The sequence below is a fragment of the Aquaticitalea lipolytica genome (genome assembly GCF_014641635.1).
Classification (GTDB): domain Bacteria; phylum Bacteroidota; class Bacteroidia; order Flavobacteriales; family Flavobacteriaceae; genus Aquaticitalea; species Aquaticitalea lipolytica.
Map to the genome: position 1 here is coordinate 222,939 of NZ_BMIC01000001.1, position 24,226 is coordinate 247,164.

The 24,226-nt window shown below is 31.5% G+C and carries 20 protein-coding genes and 2 tRNA genes; 16 read left to right on the forward strand and 6 right to left on the reverse strand.

The features are described 5' to 3' along the window. Positions 1-109 precede the first annotated feature (109 nt). Together IEW41_RS00985 and IEW41_RS00990 are read left to right on the forward strand one after the other, a co-directional pair. Positions 110-1,672 carry an FMN-binding glutamate synthase family protein gene (locus IEW41_RS00985; RefSeq protein ID WP_188604472.1) on the forward strand — a complete coding sequence of 521 codons (1,563 nt, stop codon included), beginning with the start codon at positions 110-112 and terminating at the stop codon, positions 1,670-1,672. Positions 1,673-1,678: 6 nt separating this feature from the next. Further along, the gene (locus tag IEW41_RS00990) at positions 1,679-2,200 is read left to right on the forward strand and encodes a DUF7935 family protein (protein ID WP_188604473.1); all 522 of its coding nucleotides are present in this window, start codon (positions 1,679-1,681) and stop codon (positions 2,198-2,200) included. Here IEW41_RS00990 and IEW41_RS00995 read toward each other — a convergent pair whose 3' ends face one another. Further along, positions 2,201-3,112: a patatin-like phospholipase family protein gene (locus IEW41_RS00995; protein WP_188604474.1), complete on the reverse strand. Its 912-nt coding sequence runs from the start codon at positions 3,110-3,112 to the stop codon at positions 2,201-2,203. Positions 3,113-3,193: 81 nt separating this feature from the next. Between IEW41_RS00995 and recG the strand changes: the two genes are divergently transcribed. After that, positions 3,194-5,296, forward strand: coding sequence for an ATP-dependent DNA helicase RecG (gene recG, locus IEW41_RS01000; protein ID WP_188604475.1), 2,103 nt, complete (start codon positions 3,194-3,196; stop codon positions 5,294-5,296). 331 nt (positions 5,297-5,627) lie between these two features. After that, entirely contained in the window at positions 5,628-6,149 is a 522-nt protein-coding gene (locus IEW41_RS01005) for a hypothetical protein (RefSeq protein ID WP_229660138.1), read from the forward strand. 154 nt (positions 6,150-6,303) lie between these two features. Here IEW41_RS01005 and IEW41_RS01010 read toward each other — a convergent pair whose 3' ends face one another. Beyond that, on the reverse strand, positions 6,304-7,518 hold the full coding sequence (locus IEW41_RS01010) for a peroxiredoxin family protein (RefSeq protein ID WP_188604476.1): 1,215 nt from the start codon (positions 7,516-7,518) through the stop codon (positions 6,304-6,306). Between the two features lie 123 nt (positions 7,519-7,641). Between IEW41_RS01010 and pheT the strand changes: the two genes are divergently transcribed. From pheT to ribB, 7 genes are all read left to right on the forward strand, one after another. Further along, the gene (pheT, locus tag IEW41_RS01015; protein WP_188604477.1) at positions 7,642-10,068 is read left to right on the forward strand and encodes a phenylalanine--tRNA ligase subunit beta; all 2,427 of its coding nucleotides are present in this window, start codon (positions 7,642-7,644) and stop codon (positions 10,066-10,068) included. Between the two features lie 128 nt (positions 10,069-10,196). Beyond that, on the forward strand, positions 10,197-10,697 hold the full coding sequence (gene tpx / locus IEW41_RS01020; RefSeq protein ID WP_188604478.1) for a thiol peroxidase: 501 nt from the start codon (positions 10,197-10,199) through the stop codon (positions 10,695-10,697). A 9-nt stretch (positions 10,698-10,706) separates the two neighbouring features. Further along, a complete protein-coding gene (locus IEW41_RS01025; protein ID WP_188604479.1) occupies positions 10,707-11,078 on the forward strand; it encodes a diacylglycerol kinase in 372 nt (123 codons plus the stop codon). A 63-nt stretch (positions 11,079-11,141) separates the two neighbouring features. Then, positions 11,142-13,517 carry an FtsK/SpoIIIE family DNA translocase gene (locus IEW41_RS01030; protein WP_188604480.1) on the forward strand — a complete coding sequence of 792 codons (2,376 nt, stop codon included), beginning with the start codon at positions 11,142-11,144 and terminating at the stop codon, positions 13,515-13,517. Between the two features lie 25 nt (positions 13,518-13,542). Then, positions 13,543-14,184 carry an outer membrane lipoprotein periplasmic chaperone LolA1 gene (gene lolA1 / locus IEW41_RS01035; RefSeq protein WP_188604481.1) on the forward strand — a complete coding sequence of 214 codons (642 nt, stop codon included), beginning with the start codon at positions 13,543-13,545 and terminating at the stop codon, positions 14,182-14,184. A 13-nt stretch (positions 14,185-14,197) separates the two neighbouring features. Next, positions 14,198-16,180, forward strand: a complete 1,983-nt coding sequence (locus tag IEW41_RS01040) for an LptF/LptG family permease (RefSeq protein WP_188604482.1) — start codon at positions 14,198-14,200, stop codon at positions 16,178-16,180. A 30-nt stretch (positions 16,181-16,210) separates the two neighbouring features. Continuing rightward, the gene (gene ribB / locus IEW41_RS01045) at positions 16,211-17,356 is read left to right on the forward strand and encodes a 3,4-dihydroxy-2-butanone-4-phosphate synthase (protein ID WP_188604483.1); all 1,146 of its coding nucleotides are present in this window, start codon (positions 16,211-16,213) and stop codon (positions 17,354-17,356) included. 3 nt (positions 17,357-17,359) lie between these two features. On the opposite strand, the gene IEW41_RS01050 is transcribed toward ribB, so the two are convergent. The 3 genes from IEW41_RS01050 to IEW41_RS01060 form a co-directional block, all read right to left on the reverse strand. Further along, positions 17,360-18,553, reverse strand: a complete 1,194-nt coding sequence (locus IEW41_RS01050; protein WP_188604484.1) for a DegT/DnrJ/EryC1/StrS family aminotransferase — start codon at positions 18,551-18,553, stop codon at positions 17,360-17,362. 3 nt (positions 18,554-18,556) lie between these two features. Then, the gene (locus IEW41_RS01055; protein ID WP_188604485.1) at positions 18,557-19,000 is read right to left on the reverse strand and encodes a thioredoxin fold domain-containing protein; all 444 of its coding nucleotides are present in this window, start codon (positions 18,998-19,000) and stop codon (positions 18,557-18,559) included. A 72-nt stretch (positions 19,001-19,072) separates the two neighbouring features. Then, on the reverse strand, positions 19,073-19,702 hold the full coding sequence (locus IEW41_RS01060) for an NAD(P)H-dependent oxidoreductase (protein WP_188604486.1): 630 nt from the start codon (positions 19,700-19,702) through the stop codon (positions 19,073-19,075). Positions 19,703-19,858: 156 nt separating this feature from the next. Between IEW41_RS01060 and IEW41_RS01065 the strand changes: the two genes are divergently transcribed. The 5 genes from IEW41_RS01065 (at position 19,859) to IEW41_RS01085 (ending at position 24,021) form a co-directional block, all read left to right on the forward strand. After that, a tRNA-Ser gene (locus IEW41_RS01065) sits at positions 19,859-19,943 on the forward strand. Between the two features lie 112 nt (positions 19,944-20,055). Continuing rightward, positions 20,056-20,832 (forward strand): DUF3108 domain-containing protein, encoded by a 777-nt coding sequence (locus tag IEW41_RS01070; RefSeq protein WP_188604487.1) that lies wholly within the window; start codon positions 20,056-20,058, stop codon positions 20,830-20,832. A gap of 3 nt (positions 20,833-20,835) precedes the next feature. Continuing rightward, on the forward strand, positions 20,836-21,222 hold the full coding sequence (locus IEW41_RS01075) for an FUSC family protein (protein ID WP_188604488.1): 387 nt from the start codon (positions 20,836-20,838) through the stop codon (positions 21,220-21,222). An 87-nt stretch (positions 21,223-21,309) separates the two neighbouring features. Beyond that, complete coding sequence (locus tag IEW41_RS01080) at positions 21,310-22,344, forward strand: M28 family metallopeptidase (protein ID WP_188604489.1); 1,035 nt, start codon at positions 21,310-21,312, stop codon at positions 22,342-22,344. 99 nt (positions 22,345-22,443) lie between these two features. After that, the gene (locus IEW41_RS01085; RefSeq protein WP_188604490.1) at positions 22,444-24,021 is read left to right on the forward strand and encodes a M28 family peptidase; all 1,578 of its coding nucleotides are present in this window, start codon (positions 22,444-22,446) and stop codon (positions 24,019-24,021) included. A gap of 116 nt (positions 24,022-24,137) precedes the next feature. On the opposite strand, the gene IEW41_RS01090 is transcribed toward IEW41_RS01085, so the two are convergent. Continuing rightward, a tRNA-His gene (locus IEW41_RS01090) sits at positions 24,138-24,213 on the reverse strand. Positions 24,214-24,226: the final 13 nt, after the last annotated feature.

Sequence of the window (24,226 nt, forward strand, 5' to 3'; positions counted from 1 at the left end):
TCCTGTTTTTACGAGTGTTTTTTATCAATAATTATAAACAATTCACTCAATTTATATAATCAAACATTTTTAAATATCTTTACGACTCTTAACTAAAATTTTAATCTAAATGTTAGCATTTTTAGGACAAATTACTTGGTGGATGTGGATATTAATTCTTTTAGCTATCGTAGCTATTAGAGATATTTTCATTCAAAAATCACATACAATAAGCCACAACTTCCCAATAATTGGCCACTTACGATATATATTAGAAAAAATTGGTCCAGAATTAAGACAGTATCTAATTGCTAACAATAGAGAAGAACTTCCTTTTAACAGAATTGAGCGTAGTTGGATTTATGCATCGGCAAAAAAAGAAAACAATTACGAAGGTTTTGGTACAGATAGAGATATTTATGAACATCAGCATATTTTTATTAATAATGCAATGATGCCTTATAAAATTGACGATAATCATCCTAATGTTATAGATAAAACCTTTTTACCTTGTGCTAAAGTAATGGGGCAATATAATAAAAGAAAAAAACCATATAGACCAGCTTCAATTATTAACGTATCTGCAATGAGTTTTGGATCGCTTTCTGCTAAAGCTGTAGAGTCATTAAACAAAGGTGTTAAAATGGCTGGAGCTTATCATAATACTGGTGAAGGTGGTTTATCTCCATATCACTCAAATGGTGGTGATGTTGTTTTTCACTTTGGAACAGGATATTTTGGTGTAAGAGCTGCTGATGGAGGTTTTTCAATGGAAAAAATGGTTAAACTAGTTGAAGATAATCCTTTTGTTAAAGCAATAGAAATTAAACTCTCACAAGGTGCAAAACCAGGAAAAGGAGGCGTTTTACCAGGAGCAAAAATAACAAAAGAAATTGCCACTATTAGAGGTGTAGAAATTGGTAAAGATGTATTGTCTCCACCAAACCACAAAGCGTTTAATAATGTACCTGAACTTATGACTTTTATCGAGGAGATTGCTGAAGCCACTGGCTTACCTGTTGGTATAAAAGCTGCAGTGGGAAAATTAGAGCAATGGGAAGAACTAGCAGACATTATGGTTAAAACAGGAAAAGGCCCAGATTTTATTACTGTAGATGGTGGTGAAGGCGGAACAGGAGCTGCTCCTCCTAGTTTTGCTGACCACGTATCATTGCCTTGGGTTTATGGCTTTAGCGATTTATACAAAGTATTTCAGAAAAGAGAACTTACAGAACGTATTGTATTTATAGGTAGCGGAAAATTAGGCTTTCCTGCAAAAGCAGCTATGGCATTTGCTATGGGAGCAGATTGTATAAATGTTGCTCGTGAAGCAATGATGAGTATTGGTTGTATACAAGCTCAAATTTGCCATACAAACAAATGTCCTAGTGGTGTTGCCACACAAAGCAAATGGCTACAAAGCGGAATAGACCCAACATTAAAATCGGCAAGGTTAGCACAATATTTTAAAACCTTTAGAAAAGAACTCGTAGAGATTACACATGCTGCTGGTTACGAACATCCTTGCCAATTTAGAATGGCTGATATTGATGTTAATGTAGACGACCATAATCTTTCTAGCGAATTAGATAAAACATATAAATACGAAAAAACACCAATCCCATTTAAAGGCATGCAAGATTTAAAAGATTGTTTATATTTGGGCGGAGACTACAATAAAAAACTTAACTAAAATTTTATGGAAGTAGAAAAAATATTTGAAGTACTACTATATGCTGTTCCTGCATTAATAACTGGGATGATTGCTTATTACTTTTTTAAAGAACACACAAAAAATGAAGATGGTCGCAGACGCTTTTTATTGCAAAAAGATATGCAAGTAAATACTATGCCTTTACGCTTACAGGCTTATGAAAGAATGGCTATTTTTTTAGAACGCATAACTCCTTCAAAATTACTAATAAGAGTGTCTCCAACGTCTTCAAATAAAGAAGATTACGAATCTTTACTTATAGCAAGTATTGAACAAGAATTTGAACATAATCTTTCTCAACAAATCTATGTTACTGATGAATGCTGGAACATTATTACAGCTGCAAAAAATGCTACAATTCAGTTAATTAGAAAAGCAAGTTTATTAGAAAAAACTGAAACAGCTAACAAGTTAAGAGAAGTGGTTTTAACCGAAATGTTAGAAAAAAGAGCTCCGAGTGATGCTGCATTATCTTACATAAAACAAGAGGTTGGCGACATGTGGTAATTAGTCATTGCCTTCGCTATTTTCGTCTTCAGATTCATGCTTAAGCTTAGCATAGTTATAGCCCTGTTCCCACCATTTTACCATGAGTCGCTTACTAAAAATTAAAGAATTTTCTGTTAAGCTCGTTGGTGTATAATATAAATTGAGTTTAATGTTTTTGTTTTTAGCCGCTAACTTCCCTATTAATATATCATGTTTTTCAACCTGTTCTAGCAAATGACTAAACAAACTTATCATAAGTGAAAATGGATTTTTACCTAACACTTTAGCTCTATCCATTTGTTCAGCCTCAAGTACAATAGCATCAATTTCGGTTGCGCCACGCTGAATTGCTTCTCTAATTGGCACAACACAACCCAAGCCTCCATCAGCATACTCATAACCATCAACTTTTGCTAAAGACATAAATGGAATGTAGTTACAAGAAATCCATATCCAATTACAAAACTCTTCATAAGAAAAATCATTTATCGACTTATACTCTACTTTATTTTTAGAAAGATTTGACACAGTAACAACTACATCGTGTTTTGTGGCTCTAATTTTTTCAAACTCTTCCAAAGTAAGGTTTCGTTTTATATTTCGTTTAAGCGCTTTACTCTCACCAAAGGTTCTTTTTCGTTTAATAAATTGCCATAAAGAGTTAATAAAATCAATAGAAACATATTCTCTATCTCCTTTTTTTCGCTGCACAAAAGGACTTACACTAAATATATCATGCTGCTGAACGTTTGTAAATATATCATACAATTTACCTATATCATTTAACGCTAAATGCGACACAAGCAAGCTACCAGTAGATGTGCCCACAAACATATCGTAGTCTTTACCTAAACCTTCCATTAAGTACTGTGCCACACCTCCAGCAAATGCTCCTTTACTTCCTCCTCCAGATATAACTAATGCTCTCATTTATTACTATTTAATTATATAAAACAAACACCGAAAAGTTAATGCTTTTTTGTTTCAAGTATAAAACTTATTTTCGTTTTTATGAATACCAATCTTCAAACTCCTATAGACTATCTTAAAGGTGTTGGCCCAAATCGTGCAGATTTGCTCCGAAAAGAGCTCGGTATTCACACTTATCAAGATTTAATTAACCTCTTTCCTAATCGATATATTGATAGAACTCAATATTACAAAATTAACCAACTGCAACGTAATAATGCAGATGTACAAGTTATTGGTGAAATTACAAACCTTAAAGATGTTGGCGAAGGAAGAGCAAAACGACTCGTAGCAACTTTTAAAGATGATACTGGAGTTATGGAACTGGTTTGGTTTAGAGGTCAGAAATGGATTAGAGAAAGTATAAAACTTGGCAAACCTTATGTGATTTTTGGAAAAATAAATTGGTTTAATGGTGTTTTTAATATGCCACATCCAGAAATGGAATTTCTTGAAGAGCATGAAAAGAATTTGCGTTCAGCGATGCAACCCGTTTATCCTTCAACTGAAAAACTATCCAATAAGGGAATTACCAATAGAGTGATAAGTAAAATAATGCAGGAATTATTTTTAGAAACTAAAGGAAATTTTTCTGAATCACTATCTGAAAATGAAATTTCCGAACTCAAATTAATCTCTAAAAGTGAAGCACTTTTTAACATCCATTTTCCTAAAAATCAAGAGCTACTTTCACGTGCACAATTCAGGTTAAAATTTGAAGAATTTTTCTTCATACAATTGCAATTAATTATTAAAAATTTAATTCATAAATCAAAAATTAAAGGCTTCAATTTTGAACATGTTGGCAACAACTTCAATACTTTTTTTAAAGAGCATTTACCCTTTGAATTAACAAATGCACAAAAGCGAGTTTTAAAAGAAATTAGAGCAGATTTAGGTAGCAATGCGCAAATGAATCGTTTATTGCAAGGTGACGTTGGTTCTGGAAAGACCATAGTTGCGCTAATGTCAATGTTAATCGCACTTGACAACGGTTTTCAAGCCTGCTTAATGGCTCCGACTGAAATTTTGTCAGTCCAGCACTATAATAGTTTATTTGAACTATGTAATAAATTGAATATCAGTATTAAACTACTAACTGGTTCAAGTAATACTTCAGAAAGAAAAGAAATTCATAAAATGCTCGAAAATGGCGAGTTACAAATACTAATTGGCACTCATGCTCTATTGGAAGATAAGGTGAAATTTAAAAATTTAGGCCTTGCAATTATCGACGAACAACATCGATTTGGAGTTGCTCAACGCAGTAAATTGTGGCACAAAAATGATACGCCTCCACACATTTTAATTATGACTGCAACACCAATTCCGAGAACCTTAGCAATGTCTGTTTATGGCGATTTAGACATCTCAATTATTGACGAATTACCACCAGGAAGAAAGCATATAAAAACGGTTCATCGCTATGATAAAAATCGACTAAAAGTTTTCCGATTTATAAAAGACGAAATCACAAAAGGAAGACAAGTTTATGTTGTATATCCATTAATTCAGGAAAGCGAAAAAATGGATTATAAAGATTTAATGGATGGCTACGAAAGTATTGTTAGAGACTTTCCAATGCCACAATATCAAATATCAATTGTTCATGGCAAAATGAAAGCTGCTGACAAAGATTATGAAATGCAACGTTTTGTAAAAGGCGAAACTCAAATAATGGTTGCTACAACTGTTATTGAAGTTGGCGTAAATGTACCAAATGCATCTGTGATGATTATTGAAAGTGCTGAGCGTTTTGGCTTATCACAACTACATCAGCTACGAGGTCGTGTTGGTCGTGGTGCCGAACAAAGCTATTGTATTTTAATGACTGGTCATAAATTGAGTGAAGACAGTAAAACAAGATTACAAACCATGGTAAGTACTAACGATGGTTTTGAAATTGCTGAAGTCGATTTGCGCTTACGTGGTCCAGGAGATCTTATGGGAACACAACAAAGCGGTGTTTTAAACCTAAAAATTGCCGACGTTATAAAAGATAAAGACATTTTACAACACGCAAGGCATTACGCTAAATCCATACTTAAAAGCGACCCTTCACTCTCGTTACCTGAACATAAAGTATTACGATATACTTACAGTCAACTTACTAAGTATAAAAATATCTGGAATTATATTAGCTAAACTAAATTGCAAAATAAAAGCCTAATGTTGCTATTAGGCTTTTATTAAAACTGTACGCGATTTAATTGATTAAATAATTTACCTACAACAAGGTAGATACAAATTGCAATCGCAGATGTTAGCGTTACGTTAAAGTAAAGACAGCAAATGTTAATTAACGATTTTTTAAGAAGAACATTCACGCACAAATGTTTACAAAAAAATATAAGATATAATTATTGCCATTGATTTTAAAAAGAAAAAATACTAACTTCGCTTATCGTCTGATATAGAACATTTAAACGATTCCATATCATATCGTTGTGCAACATATAAACCGACCTGAAAATTAATGACAAACCGAACATTAACTACGCTGATTTTAAGAATAGCTGGAATTTATTTATTCACTAAAATTTTTGACCATTTTGGAACTTATTTCTTTTCGGTATACGGAACTGCGACAATGGCTCGATTTGATGAATTATTAAGTGAACCAATTGACAAATTCTATTTCACAGGAACATTTTTGACAATTGCCAATATTGTTGTTTCATTATTCCTTTTCATAAAAGCGGACTGGATTTCTAAAAAACTTGTAAAAACGGAAAGTGAAATCAAAACCGAACTGAATCCAAAATCACTTACAAAAGTGATTTTATTGACAGTCGGAGTTGTTTGGTTAGCGAAAATGATTTACCTACTACCTGACTTGATTGAATATTGCACAAAACTAATTTCAAGACTAAATGGTAACGAAGAAATTGAATTGCCTGATTTTGCTTTAGCTAACTATATTCTAAAAGCAGTTTTGACACTAATAATAATATTCCGAATTGAAAAAATATCGAATTGGATAATAAAGAAAATATAAAAATACGTTGCACAACAATGTATAACCGCAATTACGGCGGATTCGACTGCGTCCGAATCCACTCGGAATTGCTAGCGTCAGTGCTTAACCGAAAATTAACACATATTAATCCGTAACTGACGGTTATACGAGACCGATAAGCGCCACTCAAACCTTACTCCTTTACCAACTCGCTTACAAAACTTTCAAATTCGTTTTTAAACTCCACATATTTCATTCCTGTAGCAGGACCATTAAAACCTGTGTGAATTTTACGAACCTTAACTGTTTTATCAATAAAAATGGTTGTTGGGTATGACAACACATGGTTTAGCATTGGTAGTTTTTCTTGAGCTGCAGCTTTATCAGAACTCCCAAATTGTGCTAATAAAATTGGGTATTCAATACCTGCATTATCTATTAAACGATTAATGCTTTTAAATGCAGAGGCTTCTGTTTTAGCATATTCAAAAGCCAAAGCAATAAACTCTACACCTTTATTCTTGTTGTTTTTATAAAACTCTGAATAGTATCTACTTTCATCTAAACAATTAGGACACCATGTTCCCATAAGCTGCACAATCACAACTTTATCTTTGTATTGCGCATCAGATAACGAAATTAGTTTGCCATCTGTATTTGGGAAAGTGAATTCTACTTTGTCATAACCTTCATTTAAGTATGTTAGCTCGTTTTCATTAGGCAACTCAAAGCTTTCATTACGTTTAGCCTCAAAAGGCTCTTTCCAATGATTACCAGAATAAAACACACCATTAATTGTGCTATCTGTAACTGTTGCAGTAAATAAAAATGCATGTGAGCCATCAAACGTTGATAGTTTTAACTGGTTACCATTTAATACACCTTCCAAATAACGATAGTCGCCTGTTGTGGTTCTGAAAGTTCCTGTAACTTTACTACCATCTTGTTTAAAAATGCCTTTTGCAATATATTCATCACCTTCAACAGCTTTACTAAAAACAGTTTCCCAGTTACCTGAAATATTACTTTTTGGCTCATCTTTAGGTGCTTCAAAACGATGCGTCTTTCCAAAAACAGCTTTAAAAGGTAGAGTTCTGTCTAATGCATCTTTAATAAATGCGCCTTCAATAACAGAATCGCTCAGTTTTGCAGCTATATAACCTTCAAAAACAGGCATCTTAATTATAATTGAATCATTACTATACGTTATATCGTTAACCAAAATAACTTCTTCTGCATTAAAAATCTTTAACGATTTTGGCGATGTTACTTCAAAATTAAAAGGAAGTACTTCTGTGTCTGTAATTTGCATTTGAGCACGCCAAACACCACTTTTAATTGAAGTTGATTTTTCTTTATTACAAGAAAAAAGTAAGGAAACAAATACTAAAATGAGGGCTTTCTGCATGATTCAATCGGTTTTTATAGATTAATATTCGAAATAAAGGCAAAATACTTACAAATAAAAATTATTTAGCATTTCTATTAGAAATTAGTATTATTATCTTTGTTGCCTTATTAAAATTCAAAAATGAAGATTTCATATAATTGGTTAAAGCAATTTGTAAACATTGACTGGGCTCCAGAAAAAACTGGCGAGCTTCTTACAGATTTAGGATTAGAAGTTGAAGGCATTGAAGCCTACCAATCGGTTAAAGGTGGTTTAGAAGGCGTAGTTGTAGGCGAAGTATTAACTTGTATTCAACATCCTAACGCTGATAGATTAAAAGTAACAACAGTAAATATTGGCTCTGGAGAACCTTTACAAATAGTTTGTGGAGCACCAAATGTAGCAGCAGGACAAAAAGTACCAGTTGCAACCATTGGAACAACATTATATACCGAAGAAGGTGAAGCTTGGACAATTAAAAAAGGTAAAATTAGAGGCGAAGAAAGTCATGGTATGATTTGCGCTGAAGACGAACTTGGTCTTGGTAAATCGCATGATGGAATTTTAGTTTTAGATGCCGATTTAAAAGTTGGCACTTTAGTAGCAGATATTTTTGAAGTAGAAAACGACCATGTTTTTGAAATAGGGTTAACACCAAACAGAGCTGATGCCATGAGTCATTTTGGAACTGCTCGCGATCTTAAAGCTGGTTTAATACAACAAAACATGAATGTTGAACTCATTACGCCTTCGGCAAGTTCTTTTCATGTAGATAGTAGAACTTTAAAGATTGATGTAGATGTTATTGATAAAGAATTAGCACCACGTTATTGTGGTTTAACACTTTCTAATCTTAAAGTTGGTGAATCTCCTAAATGGCTTCAAAACCGATTAAAAGCTATTGGATTAACTCCAAAAAATAATATTGTTGATGTTACTAATTACATCTTACATGATTTAGGTCAGCCATTACATGCCTTTGATGCTTCAAAAGTTGTTGGCAATAAAATTATTGTAAAAACCTTAGAGAAAGGCACAAAATTTACAACCTTAGATGGTATTGAGCGCGAATTACATGAAGAAGACTTAATGATTTGCAATGCCGAAAAACCAATGTGTATCGCTGGAGTTTTTGGAGGTGCAGATTCTGGTGTTACAGAAAACACAACAAGTATCTTTTTAGAAAGTGCATATTTTAACCCAGTAAGTATCAGGAAATCTGCTAAACGCCATGCACTTAATACAGATGCATCTTTTAGATTTGAAAGAGGTATCGACCCAAATATTACTGAATATGCACTTAAATGCGCAGCTATATTAATACAAGAACTAGCTGGTGGAGAAATAACAAGTGATATTGTAGATATATACCCAAAAAAGATTGAAGATTTCCAAGTAAGATTAAGTTTTGATAATGCTCGTAAACTTATTGGTGAAGAAATACCAAGAGAAATTATTAAACGCATTTTAATGTCGTTAGATATTAAAATAAATAATGTTACTGAAACAGGTTTAGGCTTAACTGTTCCTGCATATAGAAATGATGTTATTAGAGAAGCTGATATAATTGAAGAAATTTTGCGTGTTTATGGTTATAATAATATTAAAACCACAGAAAAGTTAAACGCATCTATATCAAACACTTCACGATTTGAAGATTACAAACTTCAAAATATTGTAGGCACACAATTAGCTGCTCAAGGCTTTTACGAAATATTATCAAACTCATTAACAACTCCTAATTATGCTAAATTAAGTGAGCAGTTAAAAGACGAACATAATGTTGCTATGCTTAATCCGTTAAGTAACGATTTAAGTGTTATGCGTCAGAGTTTGTTGTTCTCTGGTTTAGAGGCTGTAAGTCATAATATAAATAGAAGACGTTACGATTTAAAATTATTTGAATTCGGAAAAACATACCATCATTATAACGAGAATCGTGAAGAGCATAAACACTTATCTGTATTTGTAACAGGAAACAAGTCTGCAGAACGTTGGAATGCAACTACAAAACCTAGTGATTTCTTTTATTTAAAAGGTACTATTACAGCTATTTTAGAGCGTTTAGGTCTATCTCGTTTTAAAGCATCGCCAATTAAAAACGATGTATTTAGCGAAGGTGTTTGTTTATCATTAGGCAAAATAACACTTGTAGAATTTGGTATCGTTAACAAGAAAATATTGAAACATTTTGGCATTACACAAGAAGTAATTTATGCTGATTTTAATTGGGATAATGTTATTAATATGGCAAAACACAATAGTATTAAGTTTAAAGATATTCCAAAATATCCTGAAGTTCGTCGTGATTTTGCTTTGTTACTAGATGACAATGTTACGTTTGAAGCTATTGATACTATTGCAAAACAAACAGAAAAACAATTGCTAAAAGATGTTGATTTGTTTGATGTTTATCAAGGTAAAAATTTACCAAAAGGTAAAAAAAGTTATGCTGTAAGTTTTATTTTGCAAGACGAACACAACACACTTACCGATAAGCAAATTGATAAAATAATGAACAAGCTGCAAGCTAATTTTGAAAAAGAGCTTGGTGCTGAGTTAAGATAAAAGAAAGCCTTTTCGTAATTGAAAAGGCTTTTTGTTTAGTATTAAATCTCAAAAAAATATTAGTCAAATTTTAACAAATAGACTTTAAATAATTAGTAATTTTAACATTTCAAAATAGATATAATATTATGGCAACAGTTACCTTAAAAGGAAATTCGATACACACCTCTGGAAGCTTACCTAAAGTAGGCACAAAAGCACCAGATTTTAAACTTACTGCAACCGATTTATCAACTAAAACATTAGCCGATTTTAAAGGTCAAAATTTAGTTTTAAATATATTTCCAAGTGTTGATACTGGAACTTGCGCTCAATCTGTAAGACAGTTTAATAAAGAAGTAAGTAGTTTAAAAAACACTAAAGTGCTTTGTATTTCTCACGATTTACCATTTGCTCATGCTCGTTTTTGTGGAGCAGAAGGTTTAGAAAATGTAGTAAGCCTTTCTGATTTTAAAGATGGTAGTTTTGGTAAAACTTATGGTTTAAACTTTGTTGATGGTCCTCTTGAAGCATTACACTCTCGTTGTATTGTTGTAATTGATGCTAACGGAGTTGTTACACATACTGAACAAGTATCAGAAATTGTAGATGAGCCTAATTATAAATCTGCTCTTGAAGCGCTGTCTTAGTTTTAGTTTATGACAGAATCTAAAGACTCTTTTTTAGTTAATAGAATTAAAAGTGTTGGTTGGGCAGTTAAAGGCGCAATTATCTTATTTAAGTCTGAGGCTAGTATAAAAGTTCAAGCTGTAATAGCAATATTAGTAACTATTGCTGGTTTTTATTTTAATATTTCAAGTACTGAGTGGCTTATACAAGTAGCTATGATTGGTCTTGTAATGAGTATAGAAGGAGTTAACACAGCAATAGAGTACATTGCAGATTTTATTCACCCAGAACGTCACAATGGTATAGGTCGTATAAAAGACGTTGCAGCAGGAGCTGTTTTTATTGCTTCAATTTCAGCAGTAGTCGTTGCTATAATCATTTATTATCCAAAGATTTTTTAATACTAATTCCGTTAGGATAAACGTTAGTAATTTGTATTTTTGTTTTAATATAACAACGCGTTAATGTCGAAAAAGAAAACTAAGACTAAAAGCAGTACAACACCTAAACTTAAAAAACCAAATTTAAAATTATCGAGTCAGCAAAAATTTATTTTTGGTAGCTTGTTAATCATTCTTGGTATTTTATTATGTATTTCTTTTTTATCATTCTTTTTCACAGGTAAAGCCGACCAAAGTACACTTACCGAATTAACAACAAGAACTGTAAAAGCAGAAAACTGGCTTAACAAACTTGGTGCTTGGGTTAGTGATTTATTTATTACTCGCGGATTTGGTATAGCTTCATTTATTTTTTCAGGATTACTATTCATTTCTGGTATTTATATCACTTTAGATATTAATAAAGCTAGACTAAGAAAACACTGGATTTGGGGAACCTTAATCGTTATCTGGCTTTCTATTTTCTTTGGTTTTTTTGCACACAAATATGATGCACTAGGTGGAACCATAGGATTTGAAATGAATACCTTTTTTCAAGATTACATTGGTATAATTGGCACCTCACTACTCCTACTCTTCGGATTAATCACTTACATGGCTATTAGGTTTGGTGTAACAGGACATACTTTTGTAAATCTGTTTTCTAAAGCTAAAAAAGATATTAAAGACGATTTTGCTTCTGATAGTGATTCTGGTTATGCGCCTTTAGATAATGATTTAACTGCTGAAGCTGAAGATATAAAATCTGCTTTTGATTTATCTGCAACTGAAGTTGTTGAACCAACAATTAAAAACTACTCAACACCTAAAGTTGCTTCAAATGAAGTAAAAATTGAAACTCCCGAAAGTGATGTGGCTATTGAAGTTGAGCAAATTGCTGAAGAAGAATCAGAAACCGATAATCTTTCAAACAAACTTGTTGAAGACTTTGGACAGTTTGATCCTACTTTAGAATTAAGCAAATATCAATTTCCACCTTTAGATTTATTAAAAAAATATGATTCTGAAGGTATTACTATCAACCAAGAAGAATTAGAAGAAAATAAAAATAAAATTGTTGAAACCTTAAGTAATTATAGTATTGGTATTTCAAATATTAAAGCTACAATTGGTCCAACAGTAACACTTTATGAAATAGTTCCTAACGCAGGAGTACGTATCTCTAAAATTAAAAACTTAGAAGACGATATTGCATTGTCGTTAGCAGCACTTGGTATACGTATTATTGCACCAATTCCTGGAAAAGGAACAATTGGTATTGAGGTACCAAACAAAAATGCTACAATAGTATCAATGCGTTCTGTAATAGCATCTCAAAAGTTTCAGAAATCTGATATGGAATTACCAATTGCATTTGGTAAAACTATTAGCAATGAAACTATGGTTGTTGATTTAGCTAAAATGCCTCACTTATTAATGGCTGGAGCAACAGGTCAAGGTAAATCGGTTGGATTAAATGCTGTACTAACATCATTGCTTTACAAAAAACATCCTGCAGAAGTAAAATTTGTGTTAGTAGATCCTAAAAAAGTAGAGCTAACGCTTTTCAATAAAATAGAACGACACTATTTAGCTAAACTTCCAGATAGCGAAGAGGCTATTATTACAGATAACACAAAGGTAATTAACACCTTAAACTCGTTGTGTATTGAAATGGATAATCGTTACGAAATGCTAAAAAATGCAATGTGTCGTAACATTAAAGAATATAACGAAAAATTTAAAGCACGAAAATTAAATCCGAATGAAGGTCATCAGTTTTTACCATACATTGTATTGGTAGTTGATGAGTTTGCCGATTTAATTATGACAGCAGGAAAAGAAGTTGAAACTCCAATTGCTCGTTTAGCACAATTAGCTCGTGCCATTGGTATTCATTTAATAATTGCTACACAACGACCATCTGTAAATGTTATTACAGGTATTATTAAGGCCAATTTCCCAGCACGTATTGCTTTTAGAGTAACTTCTAAAATAGATTCACGTACAATTTTAGATAACTCTGGAGCAGACCAATTAATTGGTCGTGGAGATATGCTTTTTACACAAGGAAATGAACTTACGCGTATACAATGTGCTTTTGTTGATACTCCAGAAGTAGAAAAAGTTACCGAATTTATTGGAAGCCAAAAAGCTTATCCAGATGCTTACTTATTACCTGAATATGTAGGTGAAGAGAATGGCACAAGTCTTGATATAGATATAGCAGACAGAGATAAACTCTTTAGAGAAGCAGCCGAAGTTATTGTTACAGCACAACAAGGATCTGCCTCTTTATTACAACGAAAATTAAAATTAGGCTACAACAGAGCTGGTCGTTTAATTGATCAACTTGAGGCTGCAGGTATTGTTGGTCCATTTGAAGGTAGCAAGGCACGACAAGTATTAGTATCAGATTTGGTTGCATTAGACCAACTTTTAGCTAATGAAGGTCAATAAAAAAAGGTTTTAAAATTAAAAAAAAATGAAAAAAATAATCATTGCACTTATTCTTCTAATTAGTTTTTCTGGGCATTCGCAAGATGCTGCAAAAGCTAAAGCTTTACTTAATGAGGTTAACGCCAAAGTAAAAGGTTACAGTAATATTTCAATAGATTTTAAATATGTGTTGAAAAATATTAGTGAGAATATAAATCAGGAAACACGTGGTGATGTCGTTATTGAAGGCAATAAGTATGTTTTAAATATACTTGGTGTAACTCGTATATATGATGGTAAAACTTTATATACTATTAATCCTGAAGATGAAGAAGTAACTATCTCTAAAAATAATTCAGATGATGAGAATACAATAACACCAAATAAAATGTTGTCTTTTTATAAAGAAGGATATACTTATGCTATGGATATTGTTCAAAATGTAAAAGGAAGAAAAATTCAATATGTAAAATTAAATCCTATCGATACAAATTCTGAAATTAAACATGTGTTATTAGGTATCGATGCGCAAACAAAACATATATATAATTTAATAGAAACAGGTAAGAATGGTACACAAACAACGTTAACTGTTAATTCTTTTAAAACTAACGAGCCAATATCAAAAACCTTATTTACCTTTGACAAGAATAAATACAAAGGCTATTACATCAACAATTTAGATTAGGTTTTTACCATTCATGAAAATATTAGATAGGTACATATTAACGACCTACTTAAAAACATTTTTGAGCGTGTTTATAATACTCATGCTCATTTTTGTTTTACAGGCAATTTGGCTCTACATTAGTGAGCTAGCTGGTAAAGATTTAGATATTGATGTAGTATTTAAATTTTTACTTTATGTGACACCTACTCTAATTCCTTTAATTTTACCTCTAACAATTTTATTAACATCTATTATGGTGTTTGGTAATTTTGCCGAGAACTATGAGTTCGCGGCCATGAAATCTACAGGTATTTCACTGCAGAGAGCCATGAGAAGTTTGAGTGTTTTTATTATAGGTCTTTCTGTTGTTACCTTCTTTTTTGCCAATAATGCTATTCCGTGGGCAAACTATAATTTTTATAATCTAAGAAAAAATATTGCACAAGTAAAGCCTGCTATGGCTATTGCAGAAGGCCAGTTTAATGAAATTGGAAATATTAATATTAAAGTTGAAGAAAAAAGTGGTGACAAAGGACAATATTTAAAAAATGTTGTCATGCATCAAAGAAAAGGAAATCGTCCTGGCAATAATACAGTTATCGTTGCTGAGTCTGGTGAGTTAATTGGAAATGAAAACTCTAATATTCTTCAACTTATACTTTATAATGGTAATTATTATGAAGAGATATTTACCAAAAACCCAAGAGATTTTCAGAAAAAACCACATGCTAAAAGCTCTTTTGAAAAATACACACTTAATATAGATTTAGAGGCTTTAGACAATGTAGACTTAGAAGACAAAAGTTCTACAGATAGATTTAACATGCTTAACACAAGTGATTTAATAAAGACTATTAATGGCCTTAATGAAGACAGGACACTAGATTTAAAAGGGTTTTCTGAAACACTATACACAAGAACATCTATTTCAACATTAAACAATTACCTTGAACCGAAAAAGGATACAATTTATAATGGAAATATTATTGACCTTTTTGAAACAAAAACAAAAATACAGTTACTTAATTTAGCTCTAAATACAACTACAAGTACTAGTCAAATAATTGAAACTAAAAAACAATCTTTAGCAGTAAATACAAAATGGTTGAATAAACATATTATATCGCTTCATGAAAAATATGCTTTAGGCTTTGCATGTATTATTTTATTTTTTGTTGGTGCGCCTCTAGGTGCCTTAATAAGAAAAGGAGGTATTGGCTTACCTTTAGTTATTGCTATCCTCTTATTTTTAACCTATCATTTCATTGGCATTTTTGTAAAAAACAGTTCGCAAGATGGTTCAGTAAATCCAATTTTTGCAACATGGCTATCTACCTTAATTATGTTGCCATTAAGTATATATTTAACAAGTAGAGCAACTAAAGATAGAGGCTTATTAGAGTTTGACAGCTATTTTGAACCTATAAAAAAATTCTTAAAATTAAAACCGAAAACACTTTTAGATGCTCAAGGCAATGTTTTAAATTTTAATGTATTTGAAAATTTTAAAGACGATAAGTTAATTGATATCATTAAAAATTACAAACAATATAATTATGATGTAAGAAGCAAGTCAGTAGCATTTAATTTATTAGTACAAAGAGGTGTAACTATTGATGAGATTCAAACCCAAGGTATCGTAATTAAAGCAGAACATAATCAATCTGATAAGATTGCTAAAGATAGCATAGATTATTCAAAATATACCATGATTTTTTATTGTATTGGAGTAATCTTATTAGTCCTGTTTTTAGTGTTTAGAAACAACAAATTACCAGAATTAGCAATAGCTTCAAGAGATTTAAGTATTATCTCATTAGGCATTTATCTATTATATTTTATAGTAACTAATTTAAAAATTAAACAATTCTACAACACACTTAGTATTAAGGTAAAACAGGTAAGCATTTTTTTAATGATATTAGGGTTTCCGTTTTATGCTATAACTCATTTCTTCTTAAAAAATAAGCTAAAAGAAGACTTAGACTCTAGTATTATAGAAAATGTAAAATAAGCCATATCTTTGTAAATAATTTTTTTAAAGATGACAACAACCATACAACCAGCAATACAACTAAATACAATTGAGGAAGCCATTGAAGACATAAGACTTGGTAAGGTTATTATTGTAGTTGATGATGCAGATAGAGAGAATGAAGGTGATTTTGTTGCTGCAGCTGAAAAAGTTACTCCTCAAATGGTTAATTTCATGGCTACTCATGGTCGTGGATTAATTTGCACACCACTTACTGAAAGCCGTTGCAAAGCTTTAGAGCTTAATATGATGGTAAATAATAATACTGACCCAATGGAAACTGCTTTTACTGTTTCTGTAGATTTAAGAGGTAATGGCGTAACTACAGGTATTTCTGCTAGTGATAGAGCAAAAACTATAAAAGCATTAGTAAATCCTGATACAAAACCATTTGAATTAGGACGTCCTGGGCATATTTTCCCATTGGTAGCAAAACAAGGTGGTGTTTTACGTAGAACAGGTCATACTGAAGCTGCAATTGATTTTGCGCGCTTAGCAGGATTAAAGCCAGCTGGTGTTATTGTTGAGATTATGAATGAAGATGGAACAATGGCTCGCTTACCACAACTTTTAGAAGTGGCAAAAAAGTTCAATTTAAAAATTGTTTCTATTGAAGATTTGGTTGCATACAGAATGCAACACGACTCATTAATTGAAAAGAAAGTAGATTTTGATATTGTTACTCGTTTTGGTAAATATAGATTAAGAGCTTATCAACAAACCACAAATAAACAGATACATATTGCTTTAACTAAAGGTTCTTGGAATACAAATGAGCATGTGCTTACAAGAGTAAACTCAACATTGGTGAATAATGATATTCTTGGCACATTAACCAACAATGCAGACAAAAAGTTAGACGATATGTTTAAATTAATAAATGATGATGGTAAAGGCGCTATTATTTTTATTAATCAGCAAAATCAATCTACAGACTTACTAAATAGATTGTCTACTTTAAAAGAGCAACAAAATAATAAAGACATTATTAAAGCTCCAAGCATTCAAATGGACTCTAAAGACTTTGGTATTGGTGCTCAAATTTTACATGACTTAAACATTCATAAACTTCGCTTAATGTCTAATAGTATTCAAACAAAACGCGTTGGTATGATTGGCTATGGTTTAGAGATTATGGAATATGTAAACTACTAAGTTTTACAAAGCTTTAGTTATTGTATCTAACATTTTAGCAGCTCTTTGTCTGACCTCTTCTTCAGTCCAAGATAGTTTTATTAAACAAGAAACATTTCTTCCAATATAATGATCTGATTTTGGGAATTTTTTGTCTTTAAGATAACCTAAACCTTCTTTTACCTCCTTTGGTAAAGGATACAATGTTTTTAGCTCCTTAAGATGTTCCCACTTACGAATGTAATGCCAACTGTTATCATAATAATGAAAACATGCATCTACACCATTCTGCTTTAATGCTGAAGATGCTCTTCTAGTTGAATCTAAGTCTGGTAAGAAAAAGCTTAAAAACGAATAGCTTTCTTCACCTCCATCTGGAACAGCCCTAAATGTAACCTCTGGAATCACTGATAAGGCATCTCTGAGTATTGTATAGTTTGCCTTTTGAATTGCTACAAATTCATCTAAACGCCTTAATTGAGCTAAACCAACAGCAGCATGAAGCTCAGAAATTCTAAAATTATATCCTAAAAAAGGATGTGTTTCAGCTCCTCTGTCGTTACCAATATGATCATGGCCATGATCAGAAAAATGGTCAGAATGTTTATAATACTGCTCGTTATTTGTAATTACAGCTCCTCCTTCACCAGCAGTGACTATTTTTACAAAATCTAATGATAAACAACCTAAATCTCCTATACTACCTAGTGGTTTTCCTTTATAAGTAGCTCCTGTTGCCTGTGATGAGTCTTCAATTAATATAAGGTTTTTTGCCTTGCATAGGTTATTTAAAGCATCCATATTGGCCATACTACCACACATATGTACAACCATAACAGCCTTTGTTTTTGGAGTAATTGCGCTTTTTACAGCATCAATATCTAGAGTAAGAGTATCATCTATATCAACTAAAACAGGGATTGCACCTAACATCATAATAGCTTCAAAACTAGCAACAAATGTGAAGGTTGGCATAATGACCTCATCTCCTGCTCCTATTCCAGCAGTTGCTAAAGCAACAGATACAGCTGCAGTGCCACTAGAAACTAATTGAGCATGCTTAACCTTAAGTTGTTTTTGAAGTTCCCGCTCTAAATCTTTAGCTTTCCAATGTCCATTACGCATACCATCAAAACCATAACGCATTAAAACACCACTTTGCAGTACATCGTTTACTTCATTACGCTCTGCTTCTCCAAAAAGCTCAAATCCAGGCATGTATTATTGTATTAGGGAATTTAAAAAATCGATGTAAGAATCTATATCTTCTTTATTAGCACTAGTTATCAGCTCTCCAATAACTTCACCATCTTTATCTAATGCAACTAACGCAGGAAATGATGCAGTTTTATTATAATGAATAATTAAACGTCTCTGTTTAATAACATTCATGTCTGTACTTTTAATGTCTTGATTAGAGCCATCTATCATAAGAAAAATAAAATTATCTGAAATAGTTTTAAATCTTTCAGATTTAAAAACATCGGCATAAAACTGTTGGCATAATTTACAATCATCTTTAGTGAAATATGCTAAAATTATCTTATTCCCAGCTTTTGATAATTCTTTAGCTGTCCCTAAATCTTTATTCCATCTTAGTTGAATATCTTGTGAGTATGAATTAATACTAAAAATAAAAGCAAAAAACAGGATACATCTTTTCATAATTAAGGGCTTTATGTGAATAACAAATATAAGGCATTACACAAGTTAGTCAAATTTTTTATTCTATTTTAACTATAACTCAATGACACTTTTGTCTACCTCTTTTCTAACCTTTTTAAAAGATGCAAACATATCATCTTCAGCTCTATATCCTACTGGAAGTAATAAAACCGATTTAAGCTTTTTTTTGTTTAGCTTCAAAATTTCATCAAACATTTCAGAAGAAAACCCTTCCATTGGGCAAGAGTCTATATTTTCTACAGCACAAACCGTCATTAAATTGCCTAAAGCAATATAGGCTTGCCTATTCGACCATTCTTGTCGTTCGTCTTTAGACATTTGCTGCATTGTTATTTTTAAATCACTTCTATAAGGCGACAAAATGGTCTCTGGAGTGTTTCTAATAGAATGAATTGAATCGAAAAGCATATCTACATCATCATCTTTAATATCTTCATTTATACAAATAACTAATAAATGTGATGCATCAAGCACTTGTTTTTGATTGTATGAGTGTTCAACCAGCTTTTTTCTAATTGTTTTATCTGTAACTATTACCATAGTTATGGTTTGCAATCCAAAAGAAGTAGCTGTTAAATTAAATGCTTGCTTTAGTATATTCAACTTTTCTTCAGTTAAAGTTTTAGAATCGTCAAATTTTTTAGTGGCGTAACGCCATTGTAAACTCTTAATTATGTTCATTTTATAATATCTGTATTGTGCAAAAATAACATAAGAGAAGTTTTATCTATAAAAAACGCTATAAATTAATTCAATACCTAGATTAAAATAGTTTTTAAAAATTTTAATTTTTATTTGAAAGAAATAAAAAAGGGTTCTATATTTGCACTCGCTAAAGGAGAAATGGCAGAGTGGTCGAATGCGGCAGTCTTGAAAACTGTTGAGGGTCACACCTCCGGGGGTTCGAATCCCTCTTTCTCCGCTTTATAACGCTTCATCAATTTAGGTGAAGCGTTTTTTTTTATCTTTACAGGTAATACTTAATTTGGCATAATAAATGCTAATATTAACGTTATTAAAACAAACTAAACTTTATGAAACGCACCTTTTTAGCTTTAACTCTTTTTGTTTCCTCATTCATTGTAGGTCAAAACACATCTATAGGTACAAATGAGAAATTAACTTTTTCAGCATCCTATAATATGTCTGGTTTGCTTACTGAAATTGCGCAAGTAACTATGGAAACTAGCGAGGTAAAAACGTCTAGCTCTACATTATTAAGATTAAAATGCTCTGCCGCTACATATAGCAGTTTTGATAGTTATTTTAAAATTCGTGATTTATATGAAAGTTATGTTAGCCCAACATCATTAACTCCGTTTTTATATAAACGTGATATTAATGAAGGTACATATAACAAATTCGAACAATATAAGTTCAATCATAAATCCAGAAACGTAGAAAGCATAATGCGAAAAAAGAAAAAATCTGGAGATTTAGAATATAAAAATAATGTAAAAATAGGATATAATACTCGAGATTTAGTATCAACCATCTATCATATACGAAATTTAGATATTCATAAAGCAAAACCTGGCGATTCTCAAAATTTTACTTTTTTGTTCGATAATGAAGAACTAATACTAAATGTAAAATATATAAGTAAAGAAACAATTAGTACAAATATTGGCAAAAAGGAATGCTATAAATTAGCCATAAGTTTAAAAAATGATAATTCTTTAAAAGGAAATAATGATAATATCCTTTGGCTTACAGCTGACGCGAATAAAATTCCTGTTTACGCAAAATTTAAAATTGCTGTAGGTACAGGAGAGTTAAAAATTAAATCAGCAACTGGTTTAAAAAATTAAAATATGAAAAGACTTTTTATAATTCTAGGATTTATTTCAGCTGTTTTAGCGGTAATACTTTCTGTTACACCTTTTTCAAAAATAGCCTACATTCCTGGTATAGCAGCGTTTGTTTTTGGATTAATAGCTTTTTATTTAGCTAAACAGAGTTCAAAAAAACCTATTCAGCTTATATTTTTATTAACTATTATTTCTTTATCACTTACTACTTATAAAGCAATTTTTAATAAGGCTGAACTAGGCAACACACAAACTTTAGAATTAAAAGAAAAAGAATCGGAAGAAAAAGCTATTGAAGAATTAGAAGGACTTGATCTTGATGAATTTGAAGGCGTAGAAGACATACAATTTGATGATCAGACTCAAAAAGAGTTAGAGACTCAAAATTAATAAACTTACTATATATAAATTACAGGTAATGCTTCGGTATTACCTTTTTTTTTGTTTTATTTGGCTCATAAATAGTATCCTATCTTTATGAAAGTTCTCATTTTTGTTTCGGCGTTATCTTTAGTTGGCTCATGTGCAACAAAAAGATACACTGAAAAAATTCAAGATATCAAAGACAATATTAAGTTTGAAGATGTAAATCAAATTAACAACTTTGCAAATACAATTACTGCAGACGAATTAAGCAAGAATGTTTATGCTTTTTCTTCAGATGAAAATCAAGGTCGTAAAACAGGTACTTTAGGACATCATAATGCATCAAGTTTTCTAAAAAAATATTACATAAAAGAAGGTATTTCAAGCCCATTAGGCACTGATAACTACTATCAAAATATTCCAGAATCATTTTTTACAAACGAAATTAAAAATTCGCAAAATGTAGTTGCATTTATTAAAGGGTCTGAATTTCCAAATGAGATTTTAATAATTTCGGCTCACTCTGACCATCTTGGTACAATAGATAATATCATTTATAATGGCGCTGACGATAATGGCTCTGGAACTGCAGCTGTTATGGAAATGGCACAAGCCTTTAAAATAGCTGAGCAAAAAGGTTTTGGTCCAAAAAGAAGTATACTATTTTTACACTTAACTGGCGAAGAAGAAGGTTTATATGGCTCTCGTTATTATACAGAACACCCAATTTTTTCTATCGAAAATACAATTGCCAACTTAAACATTGATATGATTGGTAGAGTAGATAAATTGCATGAGAATAATCCAAACTATATATATATAATTGGAGCTGACCGATTGAGTACCGAGTTACATTATATTTCTGAAGCGGCAAATAAACAATTCACAAATTTAGTGTTAGATTATAAGCTCAATTCCGAAAGTGACCCAAACCGTTATTACTTCAGGTCTGATCATTATAATTTTGCTCTAAAAGGAGTTCCTGTTATTTTTTACTTTAATGGTGAGCATGCAGATTATCATCAACCAACAGATACTGCAGATAAAATTAACTATCCTCTTTTAGAAAAACGCACCAAACTTATATTTACAACTGCTTGGTACCTGGTTAATTCACCTAAAAGAATTATTGCAGATAAGAGATAACTTTTTGGTGTTAAAATTTGTTAAAAGAACATCTTAAAAAAACAACTATCTATTTGTTTTTCGTAATATCGCAAAACTTACTAATTAATACGATATTTAATGAAAAATGCACTTGTTATTTCCGTTTTAGCTCTTTTTGTATTGAGTTGTGGTTCTTCACAAAAAAACATATCTCAAAAAGAAACTTCGGAAACTGTAGACCCAACAGTTTTTGGCTCTTCAATTACATCTTCCGAACTAAAAGAGATGCTTTATACTTATGCTTCTGATGAGTTTGAAGGTAGAGAAACTGGTGAGCCAGGTCAAAAAATGGCTGTAGAATACTTGAAACAAAAGTATATCTCTATGGGAATTGCTTCTCCTCTTTCTGGAGGTAATTATTTTCAAAAAGTTCCATTAGAAAAGCAAAAATCTCCAGATGTATCTATTTCTGTAAATGGTAATAGCTTCAAGGTATATAATGACTACGTTTCTTATGGATCGTCAAACACTCAAACCTTATCAATAAACGATATTGTGTATGTTGGATATGGTATTGAAGATAAAAATTATTCAGATTATAAAAATGTAGACGTTAAAGGTAAAGTTGTACTTATAAAAGCAGGTGAGCCAAAAAATGAAGATGGCACTTATGTGACTTCAAATTCTACTGAGCCAACAAAATGGGTTAATGGTCGTCAGGCTCTTTCATCTAAAAGAAATTTAGCTGAAGAGAAAGGAGCAAAAGCAATGTTTTTATTAGATGATGAGATGTTTAATAGATATTCTCAATATTTTAAATCTCAAGATGAATCTGGAAGAAGCGGAAGAATTTCATTAAAAAGCAATACTCCAGAAATGCTACAGTTTTTAATTAGTAAGGACTTAGCAAAAGCATTATACCCAAACATTTATGAAGACGACAAACCACAAACTGTTTCTGTAAACTTATCAGTTGATGTGAAAAGTAAATCTGAACAATTAGACTCTGAAAATGTAGTTGCGTTTATTAAAGGCTCTGAAAAACCAGATGAAATAATTGTTATTTCAGCTCACCTAGATCATGAAGGAATAAAAGATGGTGAAGTGTACAATGGTGCAGATGACGATGGTTCTGGTACTGTTGCTATTTTAGAAATAGCACAAGCGTTTCAAAATGCTGTTAATGCTGGACACACCCCTAAACGTTCTATTTTATTTTTACATGTTACTGGAGAAGAAAAAGGTTTATTAGGTTCTAGACATTATACAGATAATGATCCTATTTTCCCATTAGCAAATACAGTTGTAGACTTAAATATAGATATGATTGGTAGAGTTGATGATGCTCATAAAGACAACAGAAATTTTGTTTACTTAATTGGTTCTGATAAATTAAGTAAAGAGTTACATAATCTTTCTGAAGAAATTAATGCTAAATACACAAAGATAAATTTAGACTATACTTATAATGATGAAAATGATCCAAATCGTTATTACTATAGATCTGATCATTATAATTTTGCAAAGAACAATGTTCCTGTAATATTTTATTTTAATGGTACTCATGCAGATTATCATAAACCTTCTGATACACCTGATAAAATTCAATACGATTTATTAGAGACTAGAACGCGTTTAGTATTCTATACAGCTTGGGAAATTGCAAATCGTGATCAAAGAATTAAAGTAGATAAAGAGATTATTCCTTCAGAATAATAACTTTAAATAATATTTAAAAAGAGCTTTATAAAATTATGTAAAGCTCTTTTTTTATATATACTAAAGTGAATAAACAAAAAAAGCTTCTCATTTCTGAGAAGCTTTTGCCTTTTGGGTGGAAGACCGGGCTCGAACCGGCGACCCTCGGTACCACAAACCGATGCTCTAACCAACTGAGCTACAACCACCATGTAGCTGCATT

Excerpts from the sequence above, each read along its gene's own strand:
- recG (WP_188604475.1), top strand. The coding sequence starts at position 3,194 with ATGAATACCAATCTTCAAACTCCTATAGACTATCTTAAAGGTGTTGGC.
- lolA1 (WP_188604481.1), top strand. The coding sequence starts at position 13,543 with ATGAAAAAAATAATCATTGCACTTATTCTTCTAATTAGTTTTTCTGGG.
- IEW41_RS00995 (WP_188604474.1), bottom strand. The coding sequence starts at position 3,112 with ATGAGAGCATTAGTTATATCTGGAGGAGGAAGTAAAGGAGCATTTGCT.
- pheT (WP_188604477.1), top strand. The coding sequence starts at position 7,642 with ATGAAGATTTCATATAATTGGTTAAAGCAATTTGTAAACATTGACTGG.
- IEW41_RS01080 (WP_188604489.1), top strand. The coding sequence starts at position 21,310 with ATGAAAGTTCTCATTTTTGTTTCGGCGTTATCTTTAGTTGGCTCATGT.
- IEW41_RS01085 (WP_188604490.1), top strand. The coding sequence starts at position 22,444 with ATGAAAAATGCACTTGTTATTTCCGTTTTAGCTCTTTTTGTATTGAGT.
- ribB (WP_188604483.1), top strand. The coding sequence starts at position 16,211 with ATGACAACAACCATACAACCAGCAATACAACTAAATACAATTGAGGAA.
- IEW41_RS01025 (WP_188604479.1), top strand. The coding sequence starts at position 10,707 with ATGACAGAATCTAAAGACTCTTTTTTAGTTAATAGAATTAAAAGTGTT.
- IEW41_RS01055 (WP_188604485.1), bottom strand. The coding sequence starts at position 19,000 with ATGAAAAGATGTATCCTGTTTTTTGCTTTTATTTTTAGTATTAATTCA.
- tpx (WP_188604478.1), top strand. The coding sequence starts at position 10,197 with ATGGCAACAGTTACCTTAAAAGGAAATTCGATACACACCTCTGGAAGC.
- IEW41_RS01050 (WP_188604484.1), bottom strand. The coding sequence starts at position 18,553 with ATGCCTGGATTTGAGCTTTTTGGAGAAGCAGAGCGTAATGAAGTAAAC.
- IEW41_RS01070 (WP_188604487.1), top strand. The coding sequence starts at position 20,056 with ATGAAACGCACCTTTTTAGCTTTAACTCTTTTTGTTTCCTCATTCATT.
- IEW41_RS01060 (WP_188604486.1), bottom strand. The coding sequence starts at position 19,702 with ATGAACATAATTAAGAGTTTACAATGGCGTTACGCCACTAAAAAATTT.
- IEW41_RS01040 (WP_188604482.1), top strand. The coding sequence starts at position 14,198 with ATGAAAATATTAGATAGGTACATATTAACGACCTACTTAAAAACATTT.
- IEW41_RS01075 (WP_188604488.1), top strand. The coding sequence starts at position 20,836 with ATGAAAAGACTTTTTATAATTCTAGGATTTATTTCAGCTGTTTTAGCG.
- IEW41_RS00985 (WP_188604472.1), top strand. The coding sequence starts at position 110 with ATGTTAGCATTTTTAGGACAAATTACTTGGTGGATGTGGATATTAATT.
- IEW41_RS00990 (WP_188604473.1), top strand. The coding sequence starts at position 1,679 with ATGGAAGTAGAAAAAATATTTGAAGTACTACTATATGCTGTTCCTGCA.
- IEW41_RS01010 (WP_188604476.1), bottom strand. The coding sequence starts at position 7,518 with ATGCAGAAAGCCCTCATTTTAGTATTTGTTTCCTTACTTTTTTCTTGT.
- IEW41_RS01005 (WP_229660138.1), top strand. The coding sequence starts at position 5,628 with ATGACAAACCGAACATTAACTACGCTGATTTTAAGAATAGCTGGAATT.
- IEW41_RS01030 (WP_188604480.1), top strand. The coding sequence starts at position 11,142 with ATGTCGAAAAAGAAAACTAAGACTAAAAGCAGTACAACACCTAAACTT.